Raw genomic sequence first — 24,987 nt, forward strand, 5'->3', positions numbered from 1 at the left:
ATAACTCGATTTAAAGAATTTGAAATTAATTGCAATTGATGTAAGTTTTAACTTACTTTATCGTTAGACAATAAACCTGACTACAAAAACCTTACTCGTGGTTTTAACGCAGACTATTCTTAAGCGTACCCCGCTTCCCATTGCAATCCTGGATAATAACCTCAAGTTTCTGGCTACTTCTGATAAATGGCTGGAGCAATTTCAAGGCCAAAAGGATTTATTGGGCAAATCATTTCCCGAATGTTTTCATGACCTTCCTGAGGAAATATTTATCGATATCCAGTACTGTCTTGAAGGGGTGGAGCAGCGCTCGGATGCAACAAGATATATCAATAAAAATGGCGATGCCCTGTGGTATGAATGGGATGTGAATTCCTGGCTAAACGAGGACGATTCGGTCGAAGGAATCATTGTTATTCTGAAGGATCGAACCTTGAGTCAACGCAACCGTTTATTGCTGGAAAAGTCGCAGCAGGTAGCCCGTATCGGGCATTGGGAAGTAAATTTATTAGAAGGAACACTCTACTGGTCCAAAATTACCCGTGAAATCCACGAGGTACCTGAAGATTTCCAACCAAATCTGGAAACAGGTATCAATTTCTACAAGGAGGGACATAGCCGCGATACAATAAGTGAGTTGGTCAATAATGCCATTGCAACGGGATCCTCCTGGGATACGGAATTACAGATTGTTACCAAAAATGGTCGGGAAGTCTGGGTACGGGCCATCGGGGAAGCCGAAATGGTAGACGGACAGTGCGTGCGACTTATTGGAACTTTCCAGGATATCGACAAACGTAAAAAGGCGGAGATTAACTCTAAAATTGCCAGTGAGCGGCTGGCACAGGCCACCAATTCGGCCGAAATTGGGATTTGGGAATATGACCTGGTTCAAAACGACCTGGTTTGGGACGACAACATGTATAAGATTTACGGGGTTTCCGAGTCAGACTTCAATGGGGTCTACGAGGCCTGGGAATCGACCGTACACGCTGAGGATAAGGCCAGAAGTGCTGAAGAAGTTCAGCAAGCCATCTCAGGAGAAAAGGAATTTAATACCCACTTTCGCGTGGTTTGGCCAGACGGTCAGATTCGATGGATCAGGGGGATGGCCACTATTTTACGGGACGAAGAAGGCATCCCATTAAAAATGATTGGGGCTAACTGGGATTTTACTGAGCTCAGGAATGCCCAAATGAAATTGGCCCAAAGCGAAGAATCCTTACAAGGGGCTTTCGAAAATTCCAGGGTTGGAATGGCCTTAGTATCCAAAGAAGGGGTATTCATGCAGGTAAATGAAAGTTTGTGCACAAGTCTGGGATACACGCAGGAGGAATTACTGCAGCTTACCTTCCAGGAAATTACCCATCCGGACGACCTTGAAACAGACCTCAAATTGCTGAATGAAGTAATTGATGGGAAACGAAATACCTACCAAATCGAAAAGCGGTATTTACGGAAAGACGGACAAATCGCCTATATATACCTCACCGTTACAGGGGTTAAAGATATCGATGGGAATTTGTCCCATTTTATTTCTCAAATAATTGATATCTCTTCGAGAATTGCCGCAGAGCAAAAACTCAAGAATCTCTTTGACCTCACCTCCAAGCAAAACGAAAGTCTGCTGAATTTTGCACACATTGTTTCCCACAATCTGCGATCTCATGCCGCAAACCTGACCATGATCACGGAGTTTTTGGTGTCTGATAAAATTACTGAAGACGAGCGGGATAATGCCAAGGAAATGCTGCAAACTGCGACATCCGGGTTAAACGAAACAATCCAACATCTCAATGAAGTAGTGCAGGTCCAGGTTGTTTCGGAAGAAGACCTCAAAACGCTGGAATTGGAAGTAATCTTGAAGAAAGTATTGAATGATATAGATGCCTTAATACCCCATGAGGACTCCAGTATGTCCATTGACCTTGATACACAACTGGAAGTCAAAGGCGTCAATGCTTACGTTGAAAGTGTCTTGTTGAACTTAATTACGAACGCCATTAAGTACAGGCATCCGGACCGGCCACTTAAATTATCTATAAAGGGGTCAGCGAACAATGGAAAGGTGATGCTATCTTTCACAGACAATGGTCTGGGAATAGACCTGAATAAATATGGCAATAAAATCTTTGGTATGTACAAGACCTTCCACCGGAATAAAGATGCAAAGGGCATCGGTCTGTTCATTACCAAAAATCAAATGGAAGCCATGGGAGGCAGCATACGGGTAAACAGTAGCGTGGAAAAGGGTAGTGAGTTTATTCTGGAATTTAAAGCAGCGTAATCATGGCAGTGTTTCAAACAGCATGCATTATCGACGACGATCAGATTTATCAGTTCGGGATGAAGATTCTTCTTCGGGAAGTAGATTTTAGTGAGGAGATACTGATTTATCAGGATGGTCAGGAAGCCATTGATGCTTTACAGGAAAGGCTTTCATCAGGAGATACCCTTCCTCCTGTGATTTTCCTGGACTTGAATATGCCCATAAAGGATGGCTGGGAATTCCTGGATGATTTTGTCCAGATTCCCCAACGTGACCGGGAGCAGGTAAACATATATGTAATTAGTTCCTCTATTAATCCCTCTGACGAGGATAGAGCTAGAAAATATGAGGTGGTTAGCAACTATATCGTGAAACCGATTACCTCAGAAAAGCTTCTTGAGATTATAGCGCAGCATCAGTAACAGGTTCTTGAAGAAATCAATCATTATCATAGACGACGATCCCCTGAGCGTTTATATGAACACCAAACTGCTTACAGAAGCATTGGGACCCTCAGAAATTCTCACTTTTGAATTGGTGCAGGAAGCGTTGGAGTATTTTGCAAGTGCCGATTATGTTCCTCCGGACCTCGTGCTCCTGGATATTAATTTCCCGGTGATGAACGCCTGGGATTTCCTGGAAGCATTGCCGCAACACAACATTGATCCCGAAACATTGCCCCTGGTCTTACTCAGTTCATTCCTGAGCCCTGAAGACAGGGAGAAAATAGTGCGTTACGGGATGGAACAAGCTGTGCTCATCAAGCCCCTGAAAATTGCGGAGCTCCTCAGGCTGCCACTAATGAAATAAGAAATCCCCCGGAGGCGGGGTATCAGATTTTCAAATCGATTCCGGCGGCATTGAAAACCCGGTAAATAAACTGGATTTCCCGTTCGTCAACTTCACCATCGGCATTGGCTGCCTCATTCATGAGTCGGGCCAGGGTTTGCTTTTGAGGTTCCGGCATGGCCTTGAGTACTGCAATTGCCTCAGCAGGTTCAGCCCTGCGTGCTTCCAATACCAGGGCAGGATCAAAATCCATGGCCTCAGACAGGCGATCCATGAATTTAACTTCTCCGAGTTTTATTTCCTGATCCATTTGGATTACCTCGTCTATCGCTTTGAGTACAGCTAGCTTTTCCAGCAGATTAAATTCCATAGCTTTTATTTGGCCATTAGTGAACTATAGGCAGGGTACGCCTGCAGGCGGGCAAGCTACAAATTTATTTAAGAAAGTACCTAATTCGGCTAGCGCGTAATGGAGTTAAATAATATTTATTTATGTATTTCATTACATATATAAATAAAAATATATGATTATTATTTCAGACTTTTGCCGGGAACAAAATCAAAACGTACTATGTCAAACACTACTGCCCTTACGCCCGAAACCCTTGGGAATAATAATGTAAATGTTCAAAATCTGGTTACTGTCGCTGTTTCTGAAGGCGATGGAATTGGTCCTGAAATCATGGAGGCCACCCTGAAAATTCTTAAAGCTGCTGAGGCCCCTGTGGAATTCGAGAAGATCTCCATGGGCGAGAAAGCCTATCTCTCCGGAATCAGCTCCGGTATCCCAGCCGACGCATGGGATGCTATCCGCAAGCACAAAATACTCCTTAAGGGTCCGATTACTACCCCACAGGGCGGTGGTTATAAAAGCCTGAACGTTACCTTAAGGAAAAGCCTTGGGTTGTTTGCCAATGTACGTTCCTGCCGAAGCTATGCCCCTTTTATCAGCACAAAGCACCCTGAAATGGACGTGGTTATTGTACGGGAAAACGAAGAGGATCTCTATGCCGGGATCGAACACCGCCAGACCCAGGAAGTAGTACAATGCCTCAAGTTAATCACCCGTCCGGGTTGCGAACGGATTATCCGCTACGCCTTCGAGTATGCCCGTAGCAATAACCGCAAGAAGGTTACCTGCTTTACCAAGGACAACATCATGAAGCAAACCGACGGGCTCTTCCACCAGGTATTCCGGGAAATTGCAGCATCCTACCCGGATATCGAAAGCGATCACCGAATTGTTGACATAGGCGCCGCCCTGATTGCTGATCGTCCGGAAGACTTTGACGTAGTGGTAATGCCGAACCTGTACGGCGATATCATCTCTGATATCACAGGACAGATTTCAGGTTCAGTAGGTTTAGGGGGATCATCTAACATCGGAGCCCAGGTAGCCATGTTTGAAGCCATTCATGGAAGTGCGCCGGATCTGGCGGGGAAAGACGTCGCGAATCCCTCGGGACTCCTGCAGGCAGCTATCCTGATGCTTAACCATATCGGGGCCTTCGAAGTTGCAGAAAAAATCCAGAATGCCTGGCTGTATACCCTGGAAAGCGGAAGACACACGGCAGATATCTACAGACCTGATCTGAGCACGAAGTGCCTGGGCACGAAAGCTTTCGCCGAGGAAATCTGCGCGAATCTGGGTAAAACACCCAAACGCTTTACCAAGGCCGATTACACCAATTTCAAATCGATTGAGATCCCCGAGTACCGCCGGCCAAAGTCCAGCGAGAAAACCTTGCAAGGGGTAGACATTTTTGTAGACTGGAGGGGGAGCGAACCCAAAGATCTCGCCATTAAATTGCAAGCCCTCAACGGAGCTGGACTGAAACTAAGTATGATCACCAACCGCGGGGTAATGGTTTGGCCACGTGGATTCAAAGAAACGTTTTGTACAGACCACTGGAGGTGCCGTTATTCTACGGAACACAACATTAACGTACGTCCGTATGATGTCATAGAGATATTACAAAAGGCGGCACTTACCGGGGTAGATGTAATCAAAACTGAAAACCTCTATAGTTTCGATGGCGAAAGGGGCTATTCCAAAGGACAGGGACAGTAAACTACCAACAATAAAAAAGGGCCCTACCTCACGGTGGGCCCTTTTTCTTTATGGATTCATATCAGATCCGGTCTACATCGATCCCGACCTGACCGAAAATCCCATAGATTAATTCCAATTCCTTCTCATCGACGCGACCGTCACTGCTGGCCGCTTCATTGAGCATTACCGCCAACGCGCGTTTCTTCCTCCCGGGCATGGCCTTTAAAATTGCCATGGCCTCTTCGGCTTCCACTTCTCTCGCCTGAGGAATCAAATCAACTTTAAACCGCATTACCGAAGCAAGTTGCTTGATAAATTCAATTTCTCCGGGAGCTACGGTGGCGTCCGACAGGATTATTTCGTCAATCGCCTTTAAAACGGCCAATTGTTCTGCGAGGTTGTATTGCATATAGGATAGGAGGTAGTAAGGAGTTAATTATTTGATACCCGGACCTGTTTTTGATTTTACGCCAGGGCCCGTCTTGGACTTGACTCCGGGACCTGTTTTAGATTTGACTCCGGGACCGGTTTTAGACTTAACTCCTGGGCCGGTTTTAGATTTGACTCCGGGACCTGTTTTAGACTTGACGCCCGGGCCTGTTTTAGACTTGACTCCAGGACCTGTTTTAGACTTCACGCCTGGTCCGGTTTTGGATTTTACCCCTGGGCCCGTTTTGGACTTTACGCCCGGGCCTGTTTTGGATTTTACCCCTGGACCCGATTTCGGGGTAAGGGGATTTGCTGAGTTAGATTGTGATGACATGTGATGGAGGTTGTTTGGATTGTTATTCACTATATTAGAGAAAATTAGCGAGTCTTGCAAGGAAAACCAGAGCCTCAACCCACCGCAAACTCCCGCTTAAACATCGATGAAGCTTAGCAAGTTTATAAAGGAGTGTCAGGAAAACAACGTCCTGAAGAACCTTTCGATTTACATCGTTTCCAGTTGGGTTTTCCTACAGGTTATCGCTTTGATCGCGGAACCGTTGGGATTTTCCATGAAGGTAGTGGCCTACTGCCTTATCGTATTACTCATCGGTTTCCCCCTGTATATTTTCTTCGTTTGGAAGTACCAGTTAGCCCCGAATGTCAAGCGCAAACCCTTGCTGGATGAAACCGGTGAGCCCATACCCGGTAAGTATCGGAAAAATAGTTTCCAGCGACTATACTTTGCCTTTCTGAGCGTTATCGGAATTATCTGCTTCAGCGTTGCCCTTTTTATTATTAACAATAACCTTTCTTCCGATGTCCCGGTTCGGGAATGGGAAGCTTCTGACAAAATAGCTGTGTTGCGCTTTAAAAACCTGACCGGGAACACCGAGGAGGACATGGCTGTGGTTGGTGAAATGGCTGTTCACCGAATTATCCACGGCATCACGCGCAACAAGTTGGCCCAGGTAATTTCCCCTGAAATAATTGATGATTACTCCGAAGTGCTGCGGGCAAGTCTGGCTCCGGACCAAGAGGATTTTGTCCTGGAAGAATATTTAAAACCTTCCCGGATAATTGAAGGGGATTACTATTTAAACGGGGATCAACTGGTTATGCAATGTGCAATTACCGACGAAGTCATGAATCAAACCCTGATTTCATTTGATCCGGTTTATTGCGACTCATCGAGCCCCATGGAGTGTATTGAAGCGCTGAATCAGCGTATTCTGGGCTATATGATTACTGCTGAAAATGAGGTAAACAGTCTGGAGGAGCGACCACCAAAATTCAAGGCCTATCAATTATTTCTAAAAGCACTGAACCTGAGGGGGAAGGACGGCTACCTGGATTATCTGGAGCGGGCCATAACGGAGGATTCCAGTTTTTTCGAGCCCAGGGTCTACCGGTTCATGTATTACTATAATCTTGGAGATCTTCGACGCGCCGACTCCTTGCTAAAACGCCTGGAATTGAGGACCGGAATGCATCCCCGTCAACAGAATCTCCTGAATCTTTACGATGCCTTAATTCGAGGGGATCATAGAAACACCTACAGGTACCAGAAGAATGAATACAATATCACGCCATTCCACTGGGAAACCAATTCAAACATGATGATTTTCAGTTTGCAATTGGTTAATCAACCGGAAGGTGTCGACAGTATTTATCGGCAAATCGTGATGGAAAATGCAGATCTCCAGAAATGCAATTCCTGTATCGAACGCTATAAAATACAGGCCATGTCCCTGATTGAATTGGGTAAATTCCAGGAGGCCATCGACCTGCTAAGCGGCCCGGCCCGACAGGATGTAGAACAAATATGGGTGCTGCGTCAAATTCTTCTTCGGGCATATATTCGGGCGGGACGTACCGAGGATGCCCTGCAGACACTCAATTCCTTCCTGGCCCCCATTACTAATGACTGGCTTAAGGTCGATATGCGGATTTTTGCGGCCAAGGAATTACTCAGGCAAGAGGAAGATGCGCAAGCCGATCAATTATTAGGGGAGGCAATAGCGGAACTAAGGGATCCTGAAAAATTTACCGATAATGAGGCCTACCGAAATTATTACCTGGGGGAAGCGCATTTTTATCAAAAGGATTATGAAGCTGCCCTTCCCGGTCTGAGGGAAGGTTACAGATTGAATGCCCTTAATTTCGATTACGCCGCTTTACTGGCGATAAGCCTGGAAAAATCTGGTAAGCCTCAGCAAGCGCAAGCCTTGATTTCCGAGATGAGGAACAACAAAGGAGACTATCAACTCGGGGAGGTGTATTATGCCCTGGCCACATACTACGCCGCGATATCCGATGACGAAGCCTGTTTGGAAAACTTGCTCCGTGCCATCTCGGAAGGCCATTGGTACGAAACCATTTCCTTCCAGAACGACCCGTTGCTGCGGGATTACTACGAACACCCGGAATTCAAAAGGGTTATGACCTACTGGCAATAAACACACAACTTATGAGTCAGCTCAATAATGCCCACGCGTTGTTAATCGGAATAGACTATGAAGATGGTCTGGATACTCGTGGCGATGCTAAAGATCTGGCAGCCATGCTTACAGATCCAACACGTTGTGGGTATCCGGAGGAAAATGTTTCCCTATTGTTGGGGGAAGAGGCGGATCGCAAGGGTATTCTCAATGCTTTTGACAAGCTCATTGAACGCACCGATGATCAGTCGGCGGTATTCCTTTATTACTCTGGCCATGGCGATGTATTGGATGACGTTTTCCATTTTGTGCCTTATGGCATTGTGGAGGGGATGGAATACGACGACTATACGGCAGCCTGGGTTACCGCCGCCGAAGTGCGTGAAAAAATCAATGCCCTGGCCACTCGGAGATTGATCTTCTTTATGGATTGTTGCCACGCTACAGGCATGGCTGTGGGCGGATTTGACCCGCGTATTAGCGGGGAAAATAGCTCGGATTCCGAAGGGGAACCAGCCTTTGATAAAATGGAGGGCCTGGCCCAGAAAGTAGACAATGAGAAGGGGATATCGATTATTGCTTCCTGTAAGGAAGACCAACTTTCGTATCAGCTCAATGCAGACAAGAATAGCCTGTTTACCAAATATTTACTCAAAGCCCTGAATGGGGAGCACCTCTCTGAATTCCACGATCCCTATGTGCGAATCCTGGAGGTTGCCGGGTATTTGCTGCGCAAGGTCCCGGAAAGACTTCAGCAGGAGGCGTTGGCCTGCGACCCCCCGCTGGATATTGCCCAGGAACCCTATGTAAACCTGGAGATGTACGACAATTTTATCCTGAGTTATATCCCTGAGGATAAAAGGAAGGGAATGGAAGTCGGAGATCTTCCTCCGGCCCCGGCAGATACTGCACAAAGCAAGAAACCGCCCCGGCTGATTTTTAGGGAATCCGATGATGCCAACAATCTTATCCTGTTCCTACATGGCTTTACCGGGGAAGCAGGCGACACCTTTGGAACCCTCCCTGATTTATTAATGAAGGATCCGGAACTCGAAGGCTGGGATATGAAGCCCTTTGGTTACTCGCAGTTCATCCAACCGGAGCACGGTAAACACGTATGGGGTGGAAGTACAGATATTCAACGAATTTCGGATTATCTGCGCACCTCTATGAAGTACAAATTCGATAAATACGACCGCATCGCGCTGATCGGACACGGTTTGGGAGGGCTGATCGCACAACGCGCCTTGCTCGATCTCCCGGAGGCCCAGAGCAAAAAAATCTCCCACCTCATCTTAATGGCCTGTCCCAGTGGTGGTATTCCCGAGGAATCCATCGACAGTACATGGAAAGAGGATTTTGCTGATATCGGTGCCCAATCCGAATTCATTCAATCTTTGCGTTCGCAGTGGTCTGAAAAATTTGGGGCCGAGCCGCCATTCCGGTTGACCGTAGCTGCTGCAGCTGCTGATCCTTTTGTTACCGTGGAGGCAGCCCTGAACCCCTTTGAAAACGACGTCTGCAATCTGTTGTCGGCAAACCACTTTTCTATTGTAAAACCGGCCGACACTGAAGACGAAGGCTATCGATTAGTGCGGGAAAGCCTTACGCGTTCCGAATTCTTCGCACAATTCGGAGATCCCCGGGAACGCAATCTAACCCTGGGGAATTATGAGGCCGTTGTGAAGGATTTGTTACCCCGTGCCAATGAATTGGACCCACATGGGCTGAGACAACTCATTTTTGGCCTAGAGGGATTGGATCGACGCGACGAAGCCCTCAAAATTCTCGATAGCCATCCTGCCGCTGCGGAGTCATCCGACCTTATGGGGATTATCGGGGGACGCTTTAAAAGGGATTACCTGAAGAAGCCCAACAAGCAGGATGGGGAATCTGCCCAGGTGTATTACAGCCTGGCTCTGGAAATAGCCATGGATCAGGATAATAAAGAGCAGGTATACTATCACGCCATTAATTTGGCGTTCTTATCCCTGGTGATTGCAGAAAACAGAAACCAGATGCGAGCGTATGCCCAGCAAGCGAAGACGGCAGCCGAACAATCCCCGGATTCCCTATGGAAAACGGCAACCGTTGCAGAGGCAGACTTGTATCTTGGAAATACTGAGGCGGCCCGGGAGGGCTATCAACAAGCGGCACACGGGGCCGGGATTCGTGAAAAAATCTCCATCCACCTTAACGCAGCTTCGGCAGGTGCGCGCTTACTCAGCGGAACGGCAGCTAAAGACTTCGATCAGTTTTTGAAATCGACCTTCCTAACCTAATGTATCGCCTCCATGCTTCGTTTTCAGAAATCTGAGATTCCGGACCTCCCCTTTCAAAAGGCGGTGAAAAAGCCCATCCCGATGCGCTGTATCCAGATACAGGAACCATTCCAGGTAGAGACCCTGGAAGGCCTGATGCAAGGCAAGGCCGGAGATTGGTTAATGGTCGGGATACACGGCGAAATGTACCCAATAGACCGCGAGATTTTTGAAAAGACCTACAGGCTTCTTGAAGAGTGATTCCCAGGGTACTGCTCTCTCGAGCAACGCGTTTCTCAATGTAAGCCCCCTGTCAATAACTGATTTTGACAAAGACCGCGCCCCCAATAAGCGATTCCACTTCCAGAGCAAGTGCAAAATCCCCGGTATGTATGGGCACCGACTTTTTGTTCACTACCGCAGAGCCGGTAAAGTCATTATAGACACTTCGTCCGCGCCGATCCGTGACTTGTAACAAATCGCCTTTCTTTGGTATCGCATTCGGGGAAGAAGGGCTTCCCCCTGTAGCGCGGTAAACCACCTTGAAAATACGGTCTTCGGGACTGAGCCTTTCTGTTTTCCCCCCATCGAGCCTACCTGCAAACAACCATCCGGAACGCAGGGCACGGATGCGGTTATAAGCAGAATCCACATAACGCCGCATGTCCTCCGGGATGTTTTCAATATTCCGGGTCTTCCCGCTGAGTTCATCGAGGTATTCTACATAGGCCTTAACCGTGTTTCTTGTAGTTGCCCCAATCCATTTGGGATCAATGGAATCCAGACGTCTCAACCGCTCTTCCGCAGCTTCGCGATGCAATGTAATTTCATCGGCGAACTCCAGGGATTCTATCGTATTCAAATAATTCCGAAGGGCTTCTGTCACCTCTGAGGATTCCGCTTTGTCGGCAGCCTCCCAGGCTGCTGCGGCCAGACGTTTCTCCCTGGACTTAATCGAATCCTTAGCCAGCTTCCAGATTTCATAGGCATCGTCCTCCAATTCGTCTGTCTCTGGATCGAATACGATCTCCCCCAATTCATTAGTCCCCTTATGGCCTTCGTAAAGTGCCTGCTGAGATTCGATATAGCGAACGACATCTTTGTATCCTTCGACATACAGAGTGCTGTCCTGCCCGGTATTTTGATCTTCGTCGGCATGTGCAGTGGCCATCATTTCCTGGGCCTTCTCCACAATTTCCCGGGTGCGTTCGTCGGCTTCCTTGGCCAGGTTATAAAAGTAGAGGGAAGCAAAAGCCGCACATAATAACAAGACCCCTATCAGGGAGCCCAGGACAACCCGATTGCTCCTTCTGCGTTTTAGGGCTTTCTGCTTAGCCAACTGATCTGCCTCCACACTTTTGTGGAGATACGCTACAGATTCCTCGAAATTATCATGGTAGCGGTTCGCCCAAATTTTTGTCGGCTTAAAGTGTTCAAACCACTTCTGGGATAACTCCAGCTCAATACCGCTGAGTAATTCTTTAGTCCCTTCATTATTCCATTGACAGTACTGGGCAAGTCGCATGTACTCGGCTGCAGCTTCACCTTCATCTGTCACCCATCGCTCCAGTCGCTTCCATTGGCGAATCAGGCTTTCGTGGCTAATATCTATGATATTTTCATGCTTCCTCCCGGTCTCTTCCACCATCAGGAAGGAACGCCGGTCGCGGATAAAAGCGTTGATTACCTTATCCAATTGCTTTTCATTCGCCTCGGTAAGCTCCAGCAGGATTCCATAGTGCACGGGCCTTCGGGTTTTTCGGCCGTGATCATCGATAGTGGTAAGCGCCTGAAACATTTTTTTGGCAATCTGGAATTCCTCCTTGCTCAGGGTTTTGAGGGCTTCATCGGCATGCATAGATAAAGCCATTTCCAGACCCCCGACAGCGCGGTAATCGTCTAAATTCATCTCCCCGTCCTTCCCCTTGCTTTTTTCATATTCCCAAATTCGCATCAGGGCATGCTGAAGCAGTGGCAACTCGTCTTTGACTTTCCCCATAGCATTGAGCAATTTGGAAGTCAGGGAAGGATTGACTTGCGTATTGAATAATCGGGCCGGACCTTCAATAACCATCTTGAGTTGCTGACGGCTCAATCGCGGGACCAGATAGAGGCTCTTATTCATGGCCTCAGGCAGCCCCCGAAACTCCGAACAATCCCCGATAAAATCGGAGCGCATCGTCAGGACTATGTAGATTGGCAATTCCTTTTGCTCGGCGAGTTCCAGAAAAATATTGACGAAGTCTATGGCTCCATCGCGGCCGGAGGTTCTTCCATCCTCGCTGGCATATCGGAAAAGCTCTTCGAACTGATCGATAAGGATGAAGAAATTGGTTTTTTTGGATTTCCATAAAGGCTCCAGTAAGCCCAAAATGGCATCTACCCCTTCTTCCTCCACGGTCTGTACCAACTGGTTTACGGAATCCTGGTCGGTAGACTGGTATAATTCCTCCAGCAGGGACCGACAGAGGTTACGCAAGGGGTCCTGCCCGGGTTTCATAATCGAAATAAACCAGTTATCACAGTTATCTACCAGGTAACCGGCTTTCAAAGAGGGAATCAACCCTGCGCGCAGCAAGGAGGATTTTCCACATCCGGAACTACCCACAACAGCCACAAAGTGATATTGGTGCAGGCGCTGTAATAGTTCCAGGTTCTGTTCGTTACGACCAAAAAAAAGCAGGCTTTCATTGTCCTGGTAAGGACGCAGGCCCACATAGGGATTCGTTAGTTCTTCTTTCATCCTGCCTGAAGCTTTAGCTCTTTGAGGAAACGATCCACGGCCTGCTCAGTCAGGGTGGGGTCATTGCTGTTGTCAATAACATTAACCTTGAGTAAGCGTTGGTTGATTGAAATATCCCCGGCCTCCTTATGAGGAGGTGCCATGTAGATAAAGAAGTCCTCGATAGGATAATTATTGGTCAGGATTAATTGCAGCGCCGCATTCATTCGCTCCAAAACCCAGTCTTTGGAAACATTGCCGTAGAGGAAAATGAGTTTTCGTACCTGACTCATGCGCTTACCGAGTAAATCCAGGTTCTTTCTGGGGTCATCCTCTTGAGGATTAATGAAGGGGCGAAATTGATTCTGAAGCAGTGAACGGCCCAGATCCAGTGCATACAAGTGATCGTTTTCATGGGCGTCAAGCAGTACGGGAATTTCACCGTCGTCTTCGATCGGTGCAGCGGATTTGGACTTTATCACTTCGGCATAGTCCATTATCTGGCGCGCCAAGGAACTTTTACTCCCACGGATAAACTCATACCGTTTCTTTGTTAGTTCGCCTTCTTCAAGTTTGGTCAGGAAATTTCGGTACTCCCCTTCCTCTATCTCTGCAAAATCGGAATCAGCAGGTATCCAAATGAGCTGGTCTACTTCCGTCTTAAGGGAGAGTTCGGTTTGGAATTGGGGATACCATACGTCCGGGGCGTCCACTACTTCCCGGCCTGGATAAATGTCGAGTAGGTTTACCGCCAGCCCGGAGGTCTGAAGGGCTGCTTCAGTTTCCTTCTGTAATTCCTCCTTGGCATCTGGAGGTGGAATCCCCGCCAGTACCTGATAGCCGTTTTTCTCCAACTCCGATATGATACGTTTACGCGGACTCCTGAGGGTATCTGGCACTTCACTCATAAAGATGGTGAATCCTTCGTCCGAGGCCACAGACTCCGTATTGGTAGCCGGCGCCTTTTCGGCTGCAGAAGCTTTAGCCGTTGACGGTTTCTTGCCAGCTAGCTTTTTCGGCTTGGTGGGAGCTGAAGCAGATCCTGCTTCCTTTTGCATGGTTTCCAGAGCGCGGAAAACGGCATCCTTTAAATGCCGCATTTGAGCTTTGAACTGTGCGGAAGTTGTCTCTACGGTATCCCCGAAATCGTGTTGGTCCTCGCCATCATGAAACGGAAATCCTGTACTCCCTTGAAGTTCGTCCGGCCAATCCGTGTGTGGAATGTTGTTGAGCAGTACGTGGAAAATGCGGGTTTGTTGCCCTGCCTTTAGCCCACCAGGTTCTCCCGCTGCCTTCTTGTGAAAAAGATCCAATTCCTGGGCGCAGTACTTGGAGGCCTTGTACCCGGGACTGTTCAGGCAAATCATAATAGCAGCCTTTTCGATGCCTGCGGCTATGGAATCGTCAAAGAGAACACTGCCATCGAGCTTCTTGGTATCCCACCAAATCTTGATCGAATCCAGCCTGCCCGATCGCTTGGCGAGCATCAGATTGAGGTTTTGATAAAACTGCTTGATCCAGCCATCTCCCTGGTCTGGAAAACAGATATTATCTACGTGAGCATAACTGATAAAGACGTCATACTCATAGCCTGGTACAAAAGCCATGTTAGCGAGGTTTTGGTTGTTGGTCAGAGTAAGATAGGGAAAAATCCTGCGTTAGCTCCCGCCCGGCTTTGCCTTTTTTCGCCCGCTTAAAGTCTTTTCCTACAAACGGATAATCCTACTGCTGTTCCTGCTGCTCCCCAACCCCTGTAAACTGCACCCAGCCTTTATTTTCATTGCCGAGGATCTCTTCGATATTCCGAACGAAAAGATTGAAGTTATTGCCCCCTTTATCATAAGGGTAAGTGGCTGTATCGTAAAGCATTTTTTCCCGGGTAAGGGCTTCAGCCGCTGCCCGGTAAGTGGTCCATTTGTCCTGAAATTTTACCAGAGCAGTGATTCCGGTGAGGGAGGCTGCGGATACCCCCAAAAGCCCGACCACCCAACTGCTTGGGATTTCGCCGGATAACAAGGGCGAGAGATTCAGGTTTTCATATCCCGACAAAAATGGAATCAGTGCGCTGCATATCAGTATGGCCGCATTGAATCGGTAATGGTATTTCTTGTTGAGACTACTTTTTTTGGAATACCAGGCCCTTTGTGCCTCTACCCGTACTTTCATATAATCTGCTTCTTCCATATGCGGAATCTTTTGGTCGCTTCGATTAACTGGGGCAGCATCGAATTTAGGGTATTTTTATCAATAGGCTAGATGCAGCTCCTTTAGCCACGCTTTAGAGGTTATCCTCCTCAAGGTTTGCCGATGTGGGTAATAATGCTGAATTTAAGGGCATGGTTTATCTCGGTTTTGATCTGGGAAGTTCTTCGGTTAAGGCGGCATTGATCGATGCTGCCGACGGAAGGGAAATTGCCAGGGCCCATGCCCCGGAATCTGAAATGCCTATCGACGCCCCTCATCCGGGTTGGGCGGAACAAGATCCTGAAGCCTGGTGGACACACGCGGTAAGCGCAGCCCGAAAACTCTTTTCCTCAGCAGCCATCAATCCCAGAGATGTCGGTGGAATTGGAATTGCCTATCAAATGCATGGACTGGTTGCCGTTGGCGAGCAGCAGGAAGTGATCCGCCCCTCGATAATTTGGTGCGACAGCCGCGCAGTTCAAACCGGGGATGCCCTATTCGAAAAGGTTGGTCCTACCGTGTTCGCGCAGCGCATGCTCAATCATCCGGGTAATTTCACCCTACCAAAGTTGTTATGGGTAAAAGAAAATGAACCGGAGCAGTTTAAGAGAATCCATAAAATCATGCTGCCGGGGGATTACCTGGCCATGAAACTTAGCGGGCACATCACGACTACCTCAAGCGGGTTGTCCGAAGGCATTCTCTGGGATTTTCAACAAAACACGCCTGCCCATTGGCTGCTGGAATCCTGCGGGCTTTCCACCGACCTGCTCCCGGCGCTCGTTCCTACCCTGGGCAAGCAGGGCGAGCTCTCGGCAAAAGCTGCCGCAGCCTTGGGCCTTCCGGAGGGAATCCCCATAGCTTACCGGGCCGGAGACCAACCCAACAATGCCTTGTCGCTGAATGTCATGGAACCCGGGGAAGTTGCTGCTACCGGAGGAACTTCCGGAGTAGTCTATGCGGTAAGTGATAAGCCCGATAAAGACGAGATCAGTCGAATCAACCAGTTTGCGCATGTGAATCATACCGCGGAGGCAGCCCGTATCGGTAAATTGCTTTGCATAAATGGCACGGGTATCCAGTATGGATGGCTCAGAAAACTCATGGGTAAAAAACTATCCTATAACGAGATGAATGCAAGGGCGAGTGCTGTATCTCCGGGGAGCGATGGCTTGAGCCTCCTGCCCTTCGGAAACGGGGCAGAGCGCATGTTAGGGAACAGGTTTCCCGGTGCCTCCATGCATGGTATTGATTTTAACCGCCACAACGAAGATCACTTGTGCCGGGCTGCCCTGGAAGGCATTGCTTTCGCTTTTGCTTATGGCATGGAATTGATGCAGGATACAGCGCACTTTTCGAAGATACGCGCCGGATCGGATAACCTGTTTCAGGCTGCTGTTTTCGGGGATACCCTGGCCACGCTAAGTGGGGCCCGCATTGAGCTTGTAAATACAACCGGGGCCATCGGAGCCGCCCGGGCTGCCGCATTGGCCTGCGGCAACCTGGCCAGTTTGTCCGAGGCATGTGCCACAGATTCACAGGAAGGATTGTACCTTCCACAAACCGACACCTCCGCCATCCAGGAAGCCTACCAGCGCTGGAAGCAACATTTGCGGAACGCATTAGAAAATAAATCATCATAAATACATCGATCATGATCGTAACCGGAGCACAGGAATATTTTAAGGGAATTGGAAAAATACCCTTCGAAGGGAAGGATTCGGACAACCCGTTGGCTTTTAAATATTACGATCCCAGTCAAAAGGTGGGTGGAAAAACCATGGAAGAGCACTTTCGGTTCGCCATTTGTTACTGGCACTCCTTTACCGGTCTGGGAGCAGACCCCTTTGGAGCACCGACTCAGGATTTTCCCTGGTTGCGGAATTCCGATCCCATGCAACAAGCCAAAGACAAAATGGACGCAGCCTTTGAGTTTATTACCAAGATAGGCGCCCCTTATTTCTGTTTCCATGATTTTGATTTGATAGCCGAAGGGAACACCCTGGCAGAATCAGAAAAACGCCTGGATTTTATTACCGATTATGCCGCCGAAAAAATGAAGGCCTCCGGGGTTAAATTGCTCTGGGGTACGGCCAACTGTTTCAGCAATCCGCGTTATATGAATGGGGCGGCAACCAACCCGGATTTTGCCGTGGTGGCGGCAGCAGGGGCACAGGTGAAAAATGCCCTGGATGCGACAATAAAGCTCGGCGGGGAGAATTATGTTTTCTGGGGTGGACGCGAAGGCTACATGTCCTTATTGAATACCGATATGGGCCGGGAATTGGACCACATGGCGCAATTCCTCCACATGGCCCGGGACTATGCCCGAAAACAAGGTTTTAAAGGCACTTTCTTTATTGAGCCAAAACCTATGGAGCCCTCCAAACACCAGTACGATTTTGATGCCGCAACGGTTCTGGGCTTCCTCACAAAATACGATCTGCTCGACGATTTTAAACTCAATATCGAGGTGAATCATGCCACCCTGGCCCAGCATACTTTTGAACATGAATTGCAGGTTGCGGCAGACAACAATCTATTGGGCAGCATCGATGCCAATCGGGGGGATTATCAGAACGGCTGGGACACCGACCAGTTTCCTGTAGACGTCTACGAGCTCACCCAGGCCATGCTGGTTATCTTACAGGCCGGCGGTTTCCAGGGAGGTGGTGTAAATTTTGATGCCAAAGTGCGGCGTAATTCTACCGATCCGGCAGATCTATTTTATGCACATATCGGCGGCATGGACGTCTTTGCCCGGGCATTATTAACTGCTCAGGCGGTGTTGGAACATTCCGCTTTTACTGCAATGCGAAAGGAGCGCTATAGTTCCTTTGATAGCGGCAAAGGGGCAGCATTTGAGGCTGGAAAACTCAGCCTGGAGGACCTGCACAGTTATTTTCAGGCGAATCCGGACATTGCCCGCCGCAGCGGGCAACAGGAGCTCTTTGAGAATATTCTCAACCAATATCTTTAATCGCCTCAGGGGCAAATACCTGCCTTCGTATCCAGGACCAGATTCGGGGCATTAACCCGATGAGCACCATCCCTGTACCCAGGGAGAGGCTTATCCATCCCGTACTGAAGAAGGATCCGAAATTGAAAATGAGCAGGATAAACAGGGAGGAAAAAGGCAGGGAACAGGCGAGTATATTGATCGCCAAATCCGTATCGAAAGTAGGGCCTTTGATATTCCTGTCTGTCTCGAGCTTTCCAACTAAATGCATATGGGCGTAGGGCCAAAAACTGCAAGAGCTTTGGGGGAAAACCAAAATAAGCAAAGCCATTGCCGGGCTCAACGCGGGAAAAAGCAGGAGGAAAATCCCTGAAAACAACAGGGCCATCCCGGAGCGCCAACTGAGCAGGAGGGCAATCTGGCGTAAATCCGATTTACCCACACGCACCGCCATCCCGATAAAAAGCAATACCAGTCCTACCATCATAAGGCTGAATCGATTGATCGTAGATGCTATTGCAGCGGGAAGGTGCTCCAGGCCTAACCCTGCGATCAACAAAATAAGGGCCAGGGCAATGGCCGCGTTGATCGGTTCCCGGATCAAGGAAAGGAGTAATCCCTTCAATTTCCCGGTGGTCGATTTGCCGTTCGTTTCCGAGTTGCGCCGGTGATACCATTGCATCGCCAATAAGTACAATAGGATTAACCCGAAAAACTTGTTCCCCACATCGGCCAGGGCTGCCAGTGCCAGGCTGGAATCGTCCAGATAAGCCAGAATAAAGGGAAAGCAGGAGAGCCCCGGGGCCAGGGAAGGCAACAACAGGCTCAGGGTACGGCGTTGTTTGCCAGAAATACCGGGTTGCAAGACAGGAAGGAAAAAACGGCTTGCCAATAACATATACAAGTTAAACCCCAGGGCGGCAACCGGTAATATGAGTAATGAAGCCTTTAATTCTATTTTCAACAGCGCCAGGAAGATTGTAGCCGGGAGGGCCACATTGAGGATAATCAATTTCACCCCTTCCAATTGCTGTTTCGCATTGAGCTTTCGCTGCAGCAAATAGCCGATCAGGATTATCAATACGAGTTCTACGGTGCGCTGGAGAGCAGGATTCATCCGACCAGCGTTTTTGCAATCGCTGCGAGGAATACCTCCATTTCCTGGCGGGTACCCATACTTACACGACACCATTTTTTATCCAGGAATTCAAAGGCGCGAACCCCAACGCGCTGGGCCGACATTTTATCCAGGAAATCCCTGCCCTCAAGGGCGATAGGAAAGATCATAAAACTGGTATGGGAAGCAACGGGATCATGTCCCAGGCTGCACAGGCCTTCAAAAGTAAACTCCCGAACTTCGGCATTTCTCTCCCGGGAGCTTTTCAGGAATTCCATATCGGAAAGGCTGGCGTCGGCTGCGGCAATAGACGTACAGGCGATTCCCATCCCGGCACGGGTAATGGCATTGATCCGCTCCAGGGTTTCCGGTAGTCCCACCGCATAGCCTACACGAAGGCCGGCCATCCCGTGGATTTTGGAGAACGTACGGGCTACAATGACGTTTTTACCTTCGGCGATCAGGGATACCATGGATTGTTTCATCCCGTCTTCCAGGAAATCCAAATAAGCTTCATCTACAAAAACGGGCACACGCTCCGATACCCGGGCGCAAAATTCGCGGAGGCCATCGGCCGCCGTAATGGTCCCTGTTGGATTATTGGGGTTACAGATATAGACCAATTTGGTCTCCTCGTCTATCGCCGCTTCCATAGCGGGCAGATCATGTGACCAATCGGTTTTCAGGGGTACAGGCTTCCAACTGGCACCACAGGATTTAGCGACCTGGATCAGGGACATGTAGGAAGGGTCAGCCGAAACTACGTTCCCACCACCCTGAAAAAATACCATCGCAGTCTTTTCGAGTAAATCTGAAGACCCCGGCCCCATGAGCAGGTGCTTGGGGCTTACCCCTTCTTTTTCCGACAGGCGCTCCATAAGTCCCATCAACTCCCTCCAGCCGTAGCGATTTCCGCCGGCCATGGCAGCGGACAGGGCCGCGGTGGCTTTGGGAGAAGGACCATAGGGATTTTCATTGGCATTGAGTTTGGCCAATAAGGGTTGTTCGGGTAATCCGGCGGGGATGAATTCCCCGAAAAACGGGCTCATTATTTGTAGCCCTTTGGCGGTTACGGGCATTGCTGCCAACGGGGTGTCGCAGTAAGCAGTAAAAGGCATCAGGCCCAGGCCCCCTGCAGTAAGTGCAGATCTTTTGAGCCAGGTACGTCGGTCGAAGGTGTTGGTTTTCATAGTGTGCTTCTTGTCAGTTGGCAACCAGGCGGTCGCCAGGTGGTTCATCTCTATGAATTTCATCAAAAAATAAGGGGCAGAAGAATCAGAAATGCATTTTTACGGGCTTGCTGAATTCGGCCGGTCCGGATTGTGAAACTGATATTTTTTCAGGGGGAATTTTCAGGCTTCCGCAATTCCGGGTTCATCGGATCCGGCCTGTTTCAGGGATTCTGATTCCTTACCCAGCCGCAAACGGGTGCTGGTTTTCATATCGGAGTACCGGGGATCGGAAATATAGTCCTGCTTTTGCATCCATTCCACCTCGATACTCAGGAAACCAAACTCGCTGACCACCTTGCCGACGCTACGGTAAATCCCCTTGCCGCGAAAGCGATAACGGGCAGCTACGGGTGGAAAAAGTACCGTGTCAAAGACCTCTCCATACCGGTCGATAAATGTGGCAAAATGCATGCGGTTGCCCTTGTGGGTTTTGGTGTTCTTGACCGTCACCAGGTAACCGTAGATATCGATACGCCGACCCAGGTACCCGGGAAAATGACGACTCCCCGTATCGTTAGTCGGGGGATGCTCCAGGAGCTCAAAGGGGCTGCAAAGACAAAATCCCAGGAGTTCGATCTGGGTGAAAGCTGTCTCCAGGTCGGTACCGGGGAGCTCCGGGATACGAAAACGGGTGCGCTGGGGTGGGAAGAGTCGCGGATGGTCCTTTACCTTCCCCTTACCCAACAGCATATGCGCCTTCCAGAGCAGCCGGTGTTTTTCCTCCCCCAAACTGCGGAAAGCGTCGATTCGAATCAGGATACTGAGCTGTTCTATGGAAAGCGGAACCCGGTCCAGGAAATCCTCTATGCTGCGGTACGGGCCTTTGGCCTCCCGTTCCCGGACCAGGCGATCGGCTACCCGTGCTTCCAGCTCGCGCAGGTACATCATCCCCAGGAAGATATCCCTGCCCCGGATACTGTTGGCCCAAACCGAACGGTTCACACAGGGCGGGTGGATGCGTGCTCCCAACATCCGGGCCTCATGCACATAGTGTTCCGAACGATAAAAACCGCCTCCGTTGTTGAGGACGGCTACCATATATTCCAGGGGGAAGTAAGCGCGCAGGTACAGGCTTTGATAGCTCTCCACCGCATAAGAAGCGGAATGGCCTTTGGCAAAGGCATAACCTGCAAAACTGGATACCTGATGCCAGATTTCGGAGATCAGGGATTCGGAATACCCTTTTTTGCGGCAATTCTCGACAAAGGTTGCCCGTACGCGTTCGAATTCGTCCCGCGAACGGAACTTCCCGCTCATCCCCCGTCTGAGCACATCGGCTTCCCCGAGGTCGAGGCCGGCAAAATAATGCGCCACCTTGATCACATCCTCCTGGTAAACCATTACTCCATAGGTATCCGGCATAATATCGAGCAATACGGGATGAGCCCGTTTCACGCGCTCCGGGTCCCGGTGGCGCAGGATGTATTCCCGCATCATTCCACTCTTGGATACTCCCGGCCGGATAATGGAACTGGCCGCTACCAGGCCCAGGTAATTATCCACCTCAAGTTTGCGCAGCAGCATTCGCATGGCCGGGGACTCCACGTAGAAACACCCCATACACTGGGCCGTTTTGATCAGGTTATTGATCACCGGGTCGCGCTTCATGCTGCGGATATCGTGAATATCCGTATCCCGGCTTTCTTCCGGTTGGTTCTGCCTCGCTATCTCCAGGGCTTCCTTGATCTTGGCCAGGCCCCGCTGGCCCAGAATGTCGAATTTGTACAGCCCCACATCTTCGGCAATGACCATGTCGAACTGGGTGGTGGCAAAGCCCTTGGGCGGCAGGTGGGTCGCCGAAAACCAGTTCAGGGGTCTTTCCGAAATCAAAATCCCCCCGGCATGCACACTCAGATAATTGGGCATCCCCTTAATCAGGCCCCCATAACGCAGGACCAATCGCGTTACCTCATCGAGGCGGGAACTTTCGTACTGCCCTTCACAGAGTTGGTCGATCTCCGCCTTGGGAAGGCCAAATACCTTGCCGAGTTCCCGGATAATCCCCCGCTCCCGAAAGGTTACGTAGGTACCCAGCAGGGCCACGTGTTCAAAACGCTCGAAGATGTAACGGGTGATTTCCTCCCGGTCCCGCCAGGAAAAGTCAATATCGAAATCCGGAGGGTTGGCCCGGAACAAATTGATAAAGCGCTCAAAATACAAATCCAGCTCAATGGGGTCCACATCGGTAATCCGCAGCAGGTAGGCCACAATACTATTGGCCCCACTCCCCCGCCCGACATAGAAAAACCCGCGGCGGCGCGCCTCACTCACGATATCCCAGTTGATCAGGAAATAGGAGACAAACCCCTTGGCCTTGATCAGCTGGAGTTCCTTCTCCAACCGTTTCTCGATCTCCGGACCGGGATCCGGATACCGATAGGGCATGCCCTGGCGGCAAAGCTTTTCGAGCAGGGCTTCATCGGCCTGGCGATCCCCGCTGTAATGTCGCAGGTTCTGTGGTTTTCGATCCTCGGAAAAGTCAAAGTGGATACTGCAGGAAGCCATCAGGGCCTGGGTATTTTCCAGGATAAAAGGATACTCCGCAAAGGCCTCAGCCAGGTTGGCCACCGGATACATGCAGTCGTCGGGGCTTGCCTGCTGTGTTTCAGGCAACTTACTGAGCAGGGTGTTGTTGTCGATAGCCCGGAGCAGCCGATGCGCATTGTAATCCCGTTTGTTGCGAAAGGTTACCGGCTGCATCACCACCAGGCGATCGCGATAGCCTACCAGGTGGGAAAAGGGCAGCTTGCGTAAATCCCGAACCGAAATCCCGATGTATTCGTGTGGGGTAAAGCCTTCCATTTCCTCCAGCAATACTTTTTCGAAGGGGTAAATCGCTACCGCATGCTCAAAAGCAGGCGCCCGGGACGGCAACGGTTTTTTTTCGTGCAGGTGGAACGAGAGGAAACGGTTGAGCTCGAAATACCCGGCATTATCCCGGGCCAATCCCACAAAACACGAATCCACCCCATTGCGGAAATCGATCCCCAAAAGCGGACGAATTCCAAACTCCGGGGCCCGGCGTACAAAGTTGAGCCCGGCCGAGGTGTTGTTTACATCGGTCAGGGCCACTGTGCCCACCCCCATCTCCCGGGCGAGCTCCAGTAATTCCAGTTCGGAAAAGGTACCATAGCGAAGGCTGTAATATGTGTGGCAATTCAAATACATGCAAAGACACCACTACTGTTTACGATGAGCCAGCACAATGGGCGGACGGCCGTCAAAAGGGTTGTGCATGCGGCCAATAGTACGCGCCCCCAGACCCGAGGCGCGGATCACGCTTTTGTCCCCAAAACGTTCGCGGATACGGTCCATAGCATTGTACAGATTCAGGACCTCCTCGGTATCTTCAAAGAGGTTGATCTGGTAATCCCCGCTTACCAGGTGGCTGAAACGCACCCCGATCAGGCGGACGAGCAGGCGGCGGTCGTATAGTTTTTCGAACAAGTCCAGGATCTTGGGGATGAGCTTGTGGTCGGCCGAGGTATAGGGAATACGCAGCTGTTTGGAGTACGTATTAAAGTCGGAATAGCGAATCTTTACCGTGACGCAGGCGGTGAGCTTACTGCCCCGACGCAGCTGGAAGGCCAGGTTTTCGGTCATCGCGATCAGGATTCCGCGCAAGCGGTGCACATCGATGGTATCCCGGTCAAAAGTGCGTTCGGTGGAAATGGATTTGCGCTCACAAAAAGGGACGACAGGGCTATTGTCGATCCCCTGGGCTCGCTTCCAGATTACCCGTCCGTTAGCTCCCAGCACCTGCTGCATAACCTCTACAGGCATCTCCTGTACCGTACGGATTTGTCGCAGCCCCAGGTTGCGCAATGTCTGGTAGGTCTTATCCCCGACCATGGGTATTTTCTTGATCGAGAGCGGGGCCAGGAATGCCTTTTCATAGCCAAAATCGATCTTGAGCTGGTTGTTGGGTTTGGCTTCCCCCGTAGCCATTTTGGAAACTACCTTATTGACCGAAAGCCCAAAGGAAATTGGCAGTCCTGCTTCCTGGATAATCCGCTGACGCAGCTCGGTCGCATAGCGATAGCAGCCAAAAAAGCGATCCATCCCGGTAAGGTCTGCGTAGAACTCATCGATACTCGATTTTTCAAAAAGCGGCACCTGCTCCTTGATAATCTCCGTGACCTCATCGGAATGCTTGCTGTAGGTTCCGGCATTCCCCCGGATCACAACCGCTTCCGGGCAAAGTTCCCGCGCCATGCGCATGGGCATCCCGGAATGCACCCCATATCCACGGGTTTCATAACTGCAGGCCGCTACTACCCCCCGGTCGCTTAAGCCGCCCACCAGAATGGGTTTTTGCTTGAGCCGGCTGTCCAGTTTGCGTTCCACAGACACAAAAAAAGTGTCGAGATCGAGATGGAGGATGGTCTTTTGCATCGCGCTTTTTAAAAAAAGAGGGGTGCTAATTTATGGATATATTCCTATTTTTTGGAATTATTCCATGTGATAATGTGTTAAATTTTCAGGGGTGTGTGCTACAGTGCTGGCTCACTGCAGGAAGGAAGAGTAAATTGAT

The 24,987-nt window shown here is 49.7% G+C and carries 18 protein-coding genes; 9 read left to right on the forward strand and 9 right to left on the reverse strand.

From position 1 onward, the window contains the following. Positions 1-97 precede the first annotated feature (97 nt). The 3 genes from BM318_RS03890 to BM318_RS03900 are packed head-to-tail and all read left to right on the forward strand — an operon-like array spanning position 98 to position 3,079. Positions 98-2,287 carry a PAS domain-containing sensor histidine kinase gene (locus BM318_RS03890; RefSeq protein ID WP_092980830.1) on the forward strand — a complete coding sequence of 730 codons (2,190 nt, stop codon included), beginning with the start codon at positions 98-100 and terminating at the stop codon, positions 2,285-2,287. A 2-nt stretch (positions 2,288-2,289) separates the two neighbouring features. After that, the gene (locus BM318_RS03895; protein WP_092980831.1) at positions 2,290-2,691 is read left to right on the forward strand and encodes a response regulator; all 402 of its coding nucleotides are present in this window, start codon (positions 2,290-2,292) and stop codon (positions 2,689-2,691) included. 7 nt (positions 2,692-2,698) lie between these two features. Next, positions 2,699-3,079, forward strand: coding sequence for a response regulator (locus BM318_RS03900; protein ID WP_143099918.1), 381 nt, complete (start codon positions 2,699-2,701; stop codon positions 3,077-3,079). A 22-nt stretch (positions 3,080-3,101) separates the two neighbouring features. On the opposite strand, the gene BM318_RS03905 is transcribed toward BM318_RS03900, so the two are convergent. Next, a complete protein-coding gene (locus tag BM318_RS03905; RefSeq protein ID WP_092980835.1) occupies positions 3,102-3,428 on the reverse strand; it encodes a TerB family tellurite resistance protein in 327 nt (108 codons plus the stop codon). A gap of 201 nt (positions 3,429-3,629) precedes the next feature. On the opposite strand from BM318_RS03905, the gene BM318_RS03910 reads away from it, so the two are divergent. After that, positions 3,630-5,129, forward strand: a complete 1,500-nt coding sequence (locus BM318_RS03910) for an NADP-dependent isocitrate dehydrogenase (protein ID WP_245759729.1) — start codon at positions 3,630-3,632, stop codon at positions 5,127-5,129. A 61-nt stretch (positions 5,130-5,190) separates the two neighbouring features. On the opposite strand, the gene BM318_RS03915 is transcribed toward BM318_RS03910, so the two are convergent. Continuing rightward, entirely contained in the window at positions 5,191-5,520 is a 330-nt protein-coding gene (locus BM318_RS03915; RefSeq protein ID WP_092980837.1) for a tellurite resistance TerB family protein, read from the reverse strand. Between the two features lie 460 nt (positions 5,521-5,980). Here BM318_RS03915 and BM318_RS03920 point away from each other — a divergent pair, with 460 nt between their 5' ends. Genes BM318_RS03920 through BM318_RS03930 form a run of 3 tightly spaced genes read left to right on the forward strand, consistent with a single transcriptional unit; the run spans position 5,981 to position 10,500 of the window. Further along, positions 5,981-7,996, forward strand: a complete 2,016-nt coding sequence (locus tag BM318_RS03920; RefSeq protein ID WP_092980839.1) for a tetratricopeptide repeat protein — start codon at positions 5,981-5,983, stop codon at positions 7,994-7,996. Positions 7,997-8,007: 11 nt separating this feature from the next. After that, a complete protein-coding gene (locus BM318_RS03925; protein ID WP_092980841.1) occupies positions 8,008-10,260 on the forward strand; it encodes a caspase family protein in 2,253 nt (750 codons plus the stop codon). Positions 10,261-10,272: 12 nt separating this feature from the next. Beyond that, positions 10,273-10,500, forward strand: coding sequence for a hypothetical protein (locus BM318_RS03930; protein ID WP_092980842.1), 228 nt, complete (start codon positions 10,273-10,275; stop codon positions 10,498-10,500). Positions 10,501-10,552: 52 nt separating this feature from the next. Here BM318_RS03930 and BM318_RS03935 read toward each other — a convergent pair whose 3' ends face one another. The 3 genes from BM318_RS03935 to BM318_RS03945 form a co-directional block, all read right to left on the reverse strand. Next, complete coding sequence (locus BM318_RS03935) at positions 10,553-12,982, reverse strand: ATP-binding protein (protein ID WP_092980844.1); 2,430 nt, start codon at positions 12,980-12,982, stop codon at positions 10,553-10,555. Continuing rightward, positions 12,979-14,568, reverse strand: a complete 1,590-nt coding sequence (locus BM318_RS03940) for a toll/interleukin-1 receptor domain-containing protein (protein WP_092980845.1) — start codon at positions 14,566-14,568, stop codon at positions 12,979-12,981. The genes BM318_RS03935 and BM318_RS03940 overlap by 4 nt, the downstream gene beginning before the upstream one ends. A 115-nt stretch (positions 14,569-14,683) precedes the next feature. Then, positions 14,684-15,145, reverse strand: a complete 462-nt coding sequence (locus BM318_RS03945; protein ID WP_092980847.1) for a DUF4231 domain-containing protein — start codon at positions 15,143-15,145, stop codon at positions 14,684-14,686. 125 nt (positions 15,146-15,270) lie between these two features. Here BM318_RS03945 and BM318_RS03950 point away from each other — a divergent pair, with 125 nt between their 5' ends. Both BM318_RS03950 and xylA read left to right on the forward strand, forming a co-directional pair. Next, the gene (locus BM318_RS03950) at positions 15,271-16,788 is read left to right on the forward strand and encodes a xylulokinase (RefSeq protein ID WP_245759730.1); all 1,518 of its coding nucleotides are present in this window, start codon (positions 15,271-15,273) and stop codon (positions 16,786-16,788) included. Between the two features lie 11 nt (positions 16,789-16,799). Beyond that, positions 16,800-18,125, forward strand: coding sequence for a xylose isomerase (xylA, locus tag BM318_RS03955; RefSeq protein ID WP_092980851.1), 1,326 nt, complete (start codon positions 16,800-16,802; stop codon positions 18,123-18,125). Here xylA and BM318_RS03960 read toward each other — a convergent pair. From BM318_RS03960 to dinB, 4 genes are all read right to left on the reverse strand, one after another. Beyond that, entirely contained in the window at positions 18,109-19,221 is a 1,113-nt protein-coding gene (locus BM318_RS03960; protein ID WP_092980853.1) for an AEC family transporter, read from the reverse strand. The genes xylA and BM318_RS03960 overlap by 17 nt on opposite strands. Beyond that, positions 19,218-20,459 carry a pyridoxal phosphate-dependent aminotransferase gene (locus BM318_RS03965; protein ID WP_245759731.1) on the reverse strand — a complete coding sequence of 414 codons (1,242 nt, stop codon included), beginning with the start codon at positions 20,457-20,459 and terminating at the stop codon, positions 19,218-19,220. The genes BM318_RS03960 and BM318_RS03965 overlap by 4 nt, the downstream gene beginning before the upstream one ends. A gap of 114 nt (positions 20,460-20,573) precedes the next feature. Further along, a complete protein-coding gene (locus tag BM318_RS03970; RefSeq protein WP_092980855.1) occupies positions 20,574-23,621 on the reverse strand; it encodes a DNA polymerase III subunit alpha in 3,048 nt (1,015 codons plus the stop codon). 12 nt (positions 23,622-23,633) lie between these two features. Beyond that, the gene (gene dinB / locus BM318_RS03975) at positions 23,634-24,848 is read right to left on the reverse strand and encodes a DNA polymerase IV (protein WP_092980857.1); all 1,215 of its coding nucleotides are present in this window, start codon (positions 24,846-24,848) and stop codon (positions 23,634-23,636) included. Positions 24,849-24,987 lie beyond the last annotated feature (139 nt).

The organism is Robiginitalea myxolifaciens (assembly GCF_900115205.1).
In the GTDB taxonomy this organism is placed as follows: Bacteria; Bacteroidota; Bacteroidia; order Flavobacteriales; family Flavobacteriaceae; genus Robiginitalea; species Robiginitalea myxolifaciens.